9 protein-coding genes and 1 riboswitch are annotated in these 9,905 nt (G+C 48.5%); all 9 genes read right to left on the reverse strand.

What is annotated here, in order from left to right; all coding sequences use genetic code 11:
• A partial coding sequence (locus tag ACESLK_RS29290; RefSeq protein ID WP_373233376.1) for an RNA-guided endonuclease InsQ/TnpB family protein occupies positions 1–1,208 on the reverse strand: 1,208 nt, incomplete at its 3' end.
• A 217-nt stretch (positions 1,209–1,425) separates the two neighbouring features.
• Complete coding sequence (locus ACESLK_RS29295) at positions 1,426–2,355, reverse strand: copper amine oxidase N-terminal domain-containing protein (protein WP_373233378.1); 930 nt, start codon at positions 2,353–2,355, stop codon at positions 1,426–1,428.
• A gap of 103 nt (positions 2,356–2,458) precedes the next feature.
• Positions 2,459–2,552, reverse strand: a riboswitch (cyclic di-GMP riboswitch).
• 361 nt (positions 2,553–2,913) lie between these two features.
• The gene (locus ACESLK_RS29300; RefSeq protein WP_373233379.1) at positions 2,914–3,927 is read right to left on the reverse strand and encodes a PHP domain-containing protein; all 1,014 of its coding nucleotides are present in this window, start codon (positions 3,925–3,927) and stop codon (positions 2,914–2,916) included.
• Positions 3,928–3,944: 17 nt separating this feature from the next.
• Entirely contained in the window at positions 3,945–4,790 is an 846-nt protein-coding gene (locus ACESLK_RS29305; protein ID WP_373233380.1) for an alkaline phosphatase family protein, read from the reverse strand.
• Between the two features lie 18 nt (positions 4,791–4,808).
• A complete protein-coding gene (locus ACESLK_RS29310; protein ID WP_373233382.1) occupies positions 4,809–5,594 on the reverse strand; it encodes a DeoR/GlpR family DNA-binding transcription regulator in 786 nt (261 codons plus the stop codon).
• A 3-nt stretch (positions 5,595–5,597) separates the two neighbouring features.
• Positions 5,598–6,641 carry an ABC transporter ATP-binding protein gene (locus ACESLK_RS29315; protein WP_373233384.1) on the reverse strand — a complete coding sequence of 348 codons (1,044 nt, stop codon included), beginning with the start codon at positions 6,639–6,641 and terminating at the stop codon, positions 5,598–5,600.
• Positions 6,638–7,447: an ABC transporter permease gene (locus ACESLK_RS29320; protein ID WP_373233386.1), complete on the reverse strand. Its 810-nt coding sequence runs from the start codon at positions 7,445–7,447 to the stop codon at positions 6,638–6,640. The genes ACESLK_RS29315 and ACESLK_RS29320 overlap by 4 nt, the downstream gene beginning before the upstream one ends.
• The gene (locus tag ACESLK_RS29325; RefSeq protein WP_373233388.1) at positions 7,447–8,367 is read right to left on the reverse strand and encodes an ABC transporter permease; all 921 of its coding nucleotides are present in this window, start codon (positions 8,365–8,367) and stop codon (positions 7,447–7,449) included. Before ACESLK_RS29325 ends, ACESLK_RS29320 begins: the two co-directional genes overlap by 1 nt.
• Before the next feature lie 97 nt (positions 8,368–8,464).
• Entirely contained in the window at positions 8,465–9,571 is a 1,107-nt protein-coding gene (locus ACESLK_RS29330; protein ID WP_373233389.1) for an ABC transporter substrate-binding protein, read from the reverse strand.
• Positions 9,572–9,905: the final 334 nt, after the last annotated feature.

The raw sequence follows: 9,905 nt of genomic DNA on the forward strand, positions 1-9,905 counted from the left end.
TTCGATGTATAAGCTTCCTCTGTGAATTGTACGGCAATGCCATGCTGCGCGGCTTTGTATCGGATCATGGACTTCAACATGTGATGAGGGATGTGACAGAAGGATTGGTTCGTTCGTTTACCCATGTTTGCCTCTTGCTTCCATCCCTCGTTCTGTCCGATGATGATCGTACCGATATTCTGCTGAACAGCGAGCCTTATGATCTGGTGACTTGCCTTATGAAACAAATCTTTGATTCTGCGATGACGATTCCGATGTAAGCGTTCCAATCGCTTGGAGGTATGCGGCCCTTCTTTCGGATTCTTTCCCTGACGAAGGATGCCCGTATAGTGCGCCTTCAGCTTGTTATAGTACTGATTGATCGCTTTGATGTGCTTGCCCTTCACCAACACAGGTTGTAAGCCCGTCGTGGTGACCATGGTTGCAAGATTATTAAGGCCTAGATCAATCGCCATGAAGCACTCTTTGTCTAAAGCTTCAGTTGCAACCGGACTTTCAAAGATCAACTCCACTACATATTGCCCGTACCTTGGAACGACTCGCACCTGTTTCAGCTTTTCGCCGGTGTATCCGAGCTTACCGATGTTTAATCGAAAGCTCGTTTTCGGAAGCTTCAGGTACTTCCCTTCTTTGATTTCGCAGTCCTGATTCGTGAACACGACTTCTTTGTCTTTCGCTCGGCTGTAAGATGGCATACGAGGCCTTCCTCTGTATTTCTCGGGATGTCGCCTGTAATCCTTGATGCTGGCAAAGAATGATTTCCAGTTCTGAAAAGCATGCTTCATCACCCATTGACTGCTTTGCGTTGGAAGGGCCCGATAATCGGCCTGTTTCATGACCTTGAATAAGCAGTCTAAGAAGTTGTAGTCAACCATGGATCTAACTTCTGAAGGCAGCTCGAAGTTGTTACAGTGAATCTCTCGACGTTCCGAAGCAGGTTTAAGCTGCTGCCTAGCGATATTCGACCGATAGGCTTCAAGTTGGCGTTCATTCATCTCTTCGATATATTGATGCAGGGTGTTCATCACTTCTTGTTGCAACGGTTGCAGGGACTTATCTTGTCGGAATGAAGTATAAACCTGCCGAATGTAAAAGTTAGTGGTATTATACAAGTGTTTGGCATCTAAACACATCTGCTCGAAGTATGGGAATAAGCGGTGACCATCCTTGATCCAAATCTGAAAAGTTTTGTAGGTGGCATCTGCCATGATTTCACCTCCTTCGACCACTACGCACATATGTTCGCTAATCTAGTTTTATTTTACCATAATATGTGCGGTAGAGAGAGGTCTTTGAAGATATTTCACGGAAGTCGCCGATTCACCACCCTCTTAGCTCCTAGTGTCGCTTGAAGAGGGCGTCCTCTCGGCGGATATGATAGATTATGGGCTTAATAAGGTATCTTAAAAAATGTGTCGATGACGCTTAATCCGTTACTATCAAACTATTCTCAATTGCTTGACTTACAGTGAGCGGAATGTATGAATAATCCGCAATCGGATTCCCATTCTCGTCCTGCAACAACTCATTCTTATCATTTGTTGCCTGTATCGCTTGTGCAGTTACACTTCCGAATTTATGGTAGTTTTCTTTATCGGTATCAAATTCCGTGGAATATACATCGTAATTGCCTTTCCACATGTACTCGTCGTCGAAGTTTCCTTCTGAAATCACTGTTACTCGCTCCTTCGACCCACCATTGCTATTTGATTCTACGATACCGGATAAGGCCGCATAGTATTTGATAGCTCCCCCATGTTGTTGGTACATCAGAAGATACACCAGTTCTTTGTCCAGAGGAGGGTTTTCAGGAATACCTTCCAAGTTCGTGATATATTCACTCTCCGAACCATCGGTGTTCTGGGTATAGACGAATTCCTCAAAAGTGGTAGTCAAGATTTGCACGGTACGGTTTTTCCCATCCCAACTAACCTGGGCATCAAGTACTTCTGCTACGAAACGCAGGGGCACCATTACATTTCCGTTAACTTTCCGTGCTGGCGCAGCCAATTTAACTTCCTTCTCTCCGTTCAGGAGCGCTTTGGAATCACCTAGCTTCAACTCGATATGCTTGTGTCCGAAAAATTCAATTAATGTCGGGTCTTCTTTCGTAGCAGTCAACATTTGTGCGGTATTATTCCAGGATACCTGAGCTCCCAGGGCTTCAAATATGACCCGCAGAGGTAAAAATAACGAACCTTTAATCATTACCGGCGGCTGACCTTTTATGACCAGCTCTTCTCCATCAATATACACCTTAGGCTGTGTGGAAATACCGGCGGCACCTACTACGTTTGATATGCCCAATGAAAAAACTGCAATTACCAACAACATTACCATTCGAAATTTACGCATAGCTATCTCCCCTATCGTTTTTTTTCAATATAAACACGCAAAAAAAGCGTATCCGAAATGAATACGCGCCTATCAAGAGATCCTTGAGGAGCAGTCCATATCCTTCGGCTGTCTGGCGATCATACCCCTGGATTACCCAAGGCCTTAGACCCATGACTTTGCGTCATTTCCTTTCGGAAATTTTGCCTTTATCGGAATGTAATAGTAATTATTTCCTTCTACAGATTAGGACAAATATCATGGAATGTCAACGAAATTCGACTTCAATAAAATATTATCTGATAATTCAAATAATTAGATAGATTTTATTTTCTCTCTATGCTAGTATTGCTATACAAAGGAAGGAGGTGCGTCAACATTAGTAGTCAGATGTTGAACGTATCCCTTACCCGATCCAGTCTGTAGCAATACGCAGCTGGAGGCGCGGGATACGGTTATCAATTCGAATAGCGCCTCTCGGGTAGAAAAAAGACCGTCCTCGGACGGTCTTTTTTACGGTCATTGGATGTGCTCCAAGTGGTACTTCCGTCATAACGCCAACTAACGCTCTGCTTGTTATCAGACTGATATGCGGCTTCCGATAGGCACCTGAATCGGCTTAAGTCCTCTGAACACCGTCAACTCCGTATATCCTGCATCTGCCGCGGCTGATTTGGCTTCATCTAACAACATACCGATATCGTCCGGAAAATGGGCGTCGGAAGACAAAGTAAGCGGGACGTGATACTGGGCCAGCACCGACAGGAACAAGGGACTCGGACAACTTTCCGCTATCGGGAATCGGTAGGCAAGACCGGTATTTATTTCCGTGGCAACGCCGCTTATAATCATTTCTTCCGCTAACTTCCGGTAAAAGGGAAGCAGTTCCTTCTCATTATCCGGGCGAAATCCGAATACCTTAAGGTTGTCCGGGTGAGCGATGATTTGGAACAAGCCCGAAGCGCAAGCTTGCTGAAGCAAATCGAAATAACGAGCATAGGTTTCAACAGGGTTCAATTCCTTAAACTCATCCTGAGTCTCCGGATTGTCGAAGCCCCATCCCTCCAAGAAATGGACCGATCCGATAATGTAATCCCAGTCATACCCTGTAAGCAAACCTCGAAGCTCAGCTTCGCCGCCCGGGAAGAAATCCGCTTCTATCCCAAGTGATAAATCCGGACGAGATTTCTTCGCCTCCGCCACGAATCCGACGAACTCGGAGATCGAAGCCACGCAGACCTGGTCCAGCCAAGCCTGCTGCAGCCTGCCGATCGGGCTGTCATCTAGCAGCATGTGCTTCTCGTAATACGGTCGGCATTCCCGGAAGCGGTACAGATGGTCGACCACGCCGAACGCTTCGATTCCCCGTGCGCGCCCTGTAGTCAAATACCGATCCAGCCATTCCTCGCTGAAGCATCCTTTTTGTAACCTTTTCTCCATCAGCATCGATATTTCTTCCGCGTAACGAAGCGTATGGCGGCCTATTGTCTGATCCGGCTTCGGTTCTGTGGAAGCCAGCGCCTGCAGGGTACGCGACAGCCACCGCAACGAATAAGGGCCTTCCTCTAGATGAAAATGCATGTCAACCTTCATCGGCGACCTCTCCCCCGTTATGTGTTTGCAATCCCTATTAATGCTGGCTTCTCAAGGTCAACCATCGCACCGGAAGGCACAAGTCCAAGGAAACGACACATTAGCGGGGCAAGGATAAGCTGTGACAAGACCTGCTCGCCTTGCAGCTTCGGAAGGATAGGTGGTTCTCCACCTATATAGAGAGGAACTAGCCGCTCCTCCGGTTCCGTGCCTCCATGCTGACCGATGGCGTTCATTCCGTGGTCGGAAGTCACGATTATGCGATAACCTTGTGACATCCATACCGGAATTAATGTTGCAAGCATGCTATCTGCAGCGCGGACAGAAGCCTCGTATTGCTTGCTTTCTCCTCCATACTTATGTCCCGCATCATCTATGTTCATAGAGTGGATGTATAGAAAATGAGGATCGTACGTCGTTCGCAAATATTCGGCGTCCACGAACAAGTGGCTGTCCGGATAATGATCTTCGAAGTAGAATATCCCGTGCTGAATCGGCTTGCTTAGGTCATGCTGATGTCGATCGGCAACGGGATGAAAGGGCGCACAATTATACAGCTCGCTAACCCAATGATAAGCTGTAGCAGCCGTTCTTAATCCAGCCCTGGCAGCGATATAAAACACGCTTTGCTCTTGGCTCAATCTCACGATATGATTAGCCGTGATGCCGTTCTTCACAGCCGGAGTCCCGGTAAGCAATACTTCATAGAGTGGACGCGAGAGGCTGGGCAGCTGGGATCGAACCTGATAACAAGCGACTTCCCCTTGTTCGACGAGGTGCTCCATGTAACCTAAATACTTACGGGCCGAATCATATCTTAGACCATCTAAGACAACAACGATGAGCTTGTCTGCCGTTTCCATCAAGCGACTCCCCCCCTTTCATATTGCTTCTACCCATTGCAGATGATTAGATCTGAGCATCTGCACCCATTCCTTCGGAGGAGCAATGTTGCTCACGATGACATGAACTCTCCGAAGAGGAATAATCTCCACAAACGCTTCTTTATCCAGCTTGGAATCGTCCGCCAGCACAATCGTCTTGCTGGCCGCCTCCACCATCCGCCGCGACATACCCGTCTCAGCCAAATCGTAATCACTGATCCCACGCTTCAGGGATATTCCACCGGCGGAGATGAAAGCTTTGTCTACCCGGAACTGTGACATTACGCTTTCGCCTAGCGTACCCGACATCGACTGCTGCAATGGATTCATTTCTCCTCCGATCACGATGATCTTGCCAGTAAACTGCCCGCTGTTCAGAGACTCCATTAAATAATAGGAAACTGCGAGGGAATTGGTCAGGATGGTAAGCCGTTCCCTCCCGACGATCGCTTTGGCTAGCTCGAGCGTCGTCGTGCCGACATCAATGACGATCGTGTCGCCGGATTCGATAAGATTTGCCGCCGCGCGCCCGATTCTTTCTTTCTCCTCTGCCTTCACCCTCTGGCGTTGCAGGTATGGAGGCTCGTAGTTGGACGGCTTAGTAAGCACAGCTCCCCCGTATACACGTTTAACGAAACCTTCCCTTTCCAATAACAGAAGATCGCGGCGAACGGTTTCTTCCGAGACAGTCAATCGAAACGATAACTCTGGTACCTTAACTTGCCCTTCCAGCTTTAATTGTTCTATGATGACTCGTTTGCGTTCCTCCGAGGATATAGACATTCCTTACGCTCCTTCCCTCTCAAGATGCAGCAGCTGGTTGTCATCTAAGGCTAAGCTTACGTGACTTCGCTCGCCTATTCGCAACGACCTGCCGTCATTAAGAGCATCGATCGTCAGCCTGACGCCCGCAACATCTATGGAGTAACGGATGATATTCCCTAAAATGATCACTGAGTAGATCGTTCCGTCCACGATTCTTTTACCGGCAAGTACCGCTTCTTTGCGGGTTTCCTCGTTCAGAAGAATGACCGATTCGGGACGAACCGCGAAGCTTTCCGCCGCACTGTCCAACCGCTCGAACAGCCTCATTGCTTCGGGCTTGGTCAGTACGTTGTAGCTTCCCATGAAACGAGCGACAAACTCTGTTCGCGGAGTTGTGTATAACTCTTCCGGGGTACCCTCCTGAACGATGCTTCCCTTGTTCATGAGGCATACCCGGTCGGATAAGGTTAGCGCCTCTTCCTGGTCATGGGTTACGAATATCGTCGTCATGTTAAACCGTTTCTGGATATCGCGGATTTCCGTCCGCAGGTTTTTGCGAATTTTGGCATCCAACGCGCTTAGCGGTTCGTCAAGCAGAAGAACCTTGGGCTGGACGGCTAGCGAACGGGCAAGCGCCACGCGCTGCTGCTGGCCTCCCGAGAGATGCTGGGGATACGCATCGCGTTTGTCCTCGAGATCGATGAGCGCAAGCAATTCCTCGGACCGTTTGCGTCTTTCTTCCTTGGAAGCCCCTCTCATTTTCATCCCGTATTGGATGTTCTCGCTGACAGTTAGATTGGGAAACAACGCGTAGGATTGGAATACCATTCCGATTTCCCGGCTGCGGGGCGGCAGCTTCACGATATCCTTCTGCTCCAGCAGAATCTGACCGCCGTCCAAATCTGTAAGACCCGCAATGCAGCGCAGCAGTGTGCTTTTTCCGCAGCCGGAAGGCCCGAGCAGCGTCACGAGCTCCCCCTCGCGGATTTGCAAATCCACATTGTCCAGTACATTCGTATTTCCGAATTGCTTGCGAATCCCTCGCAGCTCCAAGAATGCATTCATCCTTGTATCCCCCTGTTCATTTTTTTGCCTAGCTTCATTAGGATCATAGACAGCACTAGAATAAACACGAAGTAGGAAATCGCAATCGCGCTAGCCAGGTGTCCGCTTTCCCCGACCCGCCGGAACAGGTAAACCTGGATCGTGTGAATATGTCCGCCGACTAACATATTAGTAAGCACGAATTCGCCGAACAGCACGGAGAAGGATAATAGCGTTGAGATCATAACCCCAGGCCATATATTCGGCAGGACGACGTTAACGAAGGCTTTCATTCTACTAGCACCTAGCAGCTCCGCCGAGTTAAGCAATTCTACCGCCGAGACAGTTAACAAGCTATTGCGAATTCCCTGATACATGTAGGGTAAAATGACAACGAAATAGGCTCCGATCAGAATATAAGCCGTTCCCGTAATGTCGAACGGGCCGGAGGAGTATGCGCGAATGAGTCCAACCGCCGCAACGACGCCGGGTACGGCATAGGGAAGAACGACGATCCCCTTCATGAACGTCTCCCACTTGGGTAAGTAAACCGTAATGATAAACACAGCGGGCAACATAATGACTAAGCTAAGCACTACGCTTATCAAGCATAAATACAGGGAAGTCCACAGCGCATCCAGAAAACGAATATCCTGAAACATCTCACTGAACCATTCCATCGTCCAGCGTTCAGGCAGCAAGGTCGTTTGCCATTCTTTAGCGAACGCATAAATACCGGTGGCTAGTAAAGGAAGCAGTAAATAAATCATGAGCACGAGCATTAACAAGCGATGTTTCCAGCCCGTCTTCTTCACTTGGGTCTTCATCATAACTCCTCCTTAACAGCCCCGGCCCATGGTCGCAGCAATCTTCGACGTCTGCGGACTTGCAGGGAGGATGAATTGGAATGAAACAGCTGAGAACGCTGGGCCATCTTATGATTCAGATAAACGGCCAGCAAGGTCGATAACGCTAAGATAACCGCAAGCGCATTACCAAGCTGCGGCTGGTTCACCACGTCTCCCGATACCAGCGAGCCAATCCGTACAGCTAACAAATTGTAATTGCCGCCGACTAGAGCATAGGCGGTCGCGTATGCGCCCATCGCGTTCGCGAAGAGAATCCCCAGCGTTCCGAACACAGCTGGCGTAAGAACCGGTATGCCGACAGTTGACCAGAATTGCCATCTGCTTGCACCCAGAAGGGACGCCGCTTCCTTCCATTGGTCCCGAATTCCATAGAAGGAGGGATACAGCAGAAGCAAAGCGAGCGGAACTTGGAAGTAGACGTAGACCAAGATAAGTCCTGTCCAGCTATACAAATTAAAGTCAGCGAACACGCTCCAACCCCACTGCTTAAACAGCAGCGTGAAGACCCCGTTGTTGCCAAGCAGGATGATATAAGCGAATGCGAGCGGAACGCCGGCGAAATTCGAGGTCATGTTAGAAAGCATAAGAAGTCGATCCCGCATCCTTGCCGAGAATCGCGTGATGGAGTAAGCGCACAAGAGTCCGACGGCAATACCGATCACGCTCGAGGATATTGAAATGAGCAGACTATTCTTAATCGCCTGCAAATAGAAGGCACTTTGAATAATTCTAGAGTAAAAGCCGAACGTAATGCCCAGACCGTCTTCCTGTCTTAAGCTTCCGGTTAACATGGACAAGATCGGTGCGAATTGAAACGCGAAGACCATCACCCCAAAGGGGACTAGCCCTAGAAAAACCCATCGATTTCTCCGCTTCATGCCTCCCTCTCCTCCCTTAATAAAAGGGGGCGCCTTCGGCACGGACACGAAGACGCTCCACTATTGGCTCTAATAATGTAAATTCAAGCTTTCGCGACTAGCTCATGTGTACAAGGACGCGTTCCTGCCACAGCTGTGGAATGCTCTTAGCTGTAGCTTCCCATACCTTGTAATCGCCAACTGGTTTAACATTGGCATACTCTTCTACAGGCAGCAGCTTTGCCGCTACATCATCGGGCAGTTTCACGCTGTCGCGGATCGGTCTGGCATAACCTTTGGCCAAGTTAATCTGACCTGCATCGCTTAGAATATATTCTCGAGCAAGCTTCGCCGCATTCGGATGCGGAGCGTATTTGTTGATGATTGTGGCATAACCGCTAACAACGCTGCCTTCTTTAGGAATGGCTACATTGAATTGATCCTTGCCAAGCTGATCACTGTAGTTCAGAGCGTTAAAGTCCCATATCAGCGTCACTTGGACTTCGCCCTTTTCAATATTTGCAAGTGTGGCTTCCGCGTTGGATAAGCGACCTTTTTTCGCAAGGTCCTCGAAGTATGCAATTCCCGGCTCGATGTTAGACTCGTCTCCACCGAAAGCGATCGCTGCGGCCAATACGGCCATTTGGGCTTGCGCAGCTTTCGTCACGTCACCCATAATGATTTTATAATCGCCATTTTTAAGATCTTCCCAGCTCTGGGGCGGTGTTTGGACAAGCTTCGTGTTCGTTAAGAACGAGATCGAGCCTTGATAGCCTACGATCCAATGCCCGTCATTATCCTTGGCCCAATCGGGGATCTCATCCCAATAGGAGGTTTTGTAGGCTTGCGTAACACCTTTTTCAATAGCTACCGGTCCGAATGCGATACCGACGTCGCCGATATCCGCGGTCGGTTTATCTTTCTCCGCCTCGAACTTGGCTATTTCCTCAGCACTCGACATATCGGTGTCTGTATGAGCCAGCGTGTACTTGGTTTGCAGATCCACCCATGTGTCTTTCCAGTTCGCCCAGGAATCCGGCATTCCGACGCTTACGACGGAGCCCTCTTCCTTCGCTTTCTTCTCAAGCTCCGCTACCGAGATTTCCTCAACTTCAGCACTCGCAGTTACTTCTTTGTTGTTATCGCCTCCACAAGCGGCAAGCAGCAGAACGAACATAGATAGAACAAGACCGATGGCTAACTCTTTCTTTAACCCGTTTTTCATGGTTTCTCTTTCACTCCCGTGTGGATTATTGTGGGTTATCTATTTATTCTTGTTGTTTTCTACCCTTCTGAAGTATAGATCGTGACTATTTCCGCTAGATTATCTGAACTAAGAACATTTGTTAAAACAACATATTTTGGGAAGTTATTCAGAAATGGATAAGTGTGAAGCTTATACATTCTAAAAAACACAAAAAGCCGACCCCGCGGGGCAATGTCATTTAGTTTAGCTCAAAGACAAGAACAGGAATAAAAATGAAATCCGAAACGGCATGGGTAAAGTCCTGTGCCGTTTGTTTTTTTGGTGAAAGCAAAAAAAAGTGCACAGCAAACAA

This window comes from Cohnella sp. (assembly GCF_041640265.1).
Classification (GTDB): Bacteria; Bacillota; Bacilli; order Paenibacillales; family Paenibacillaceae; genus Cohnella.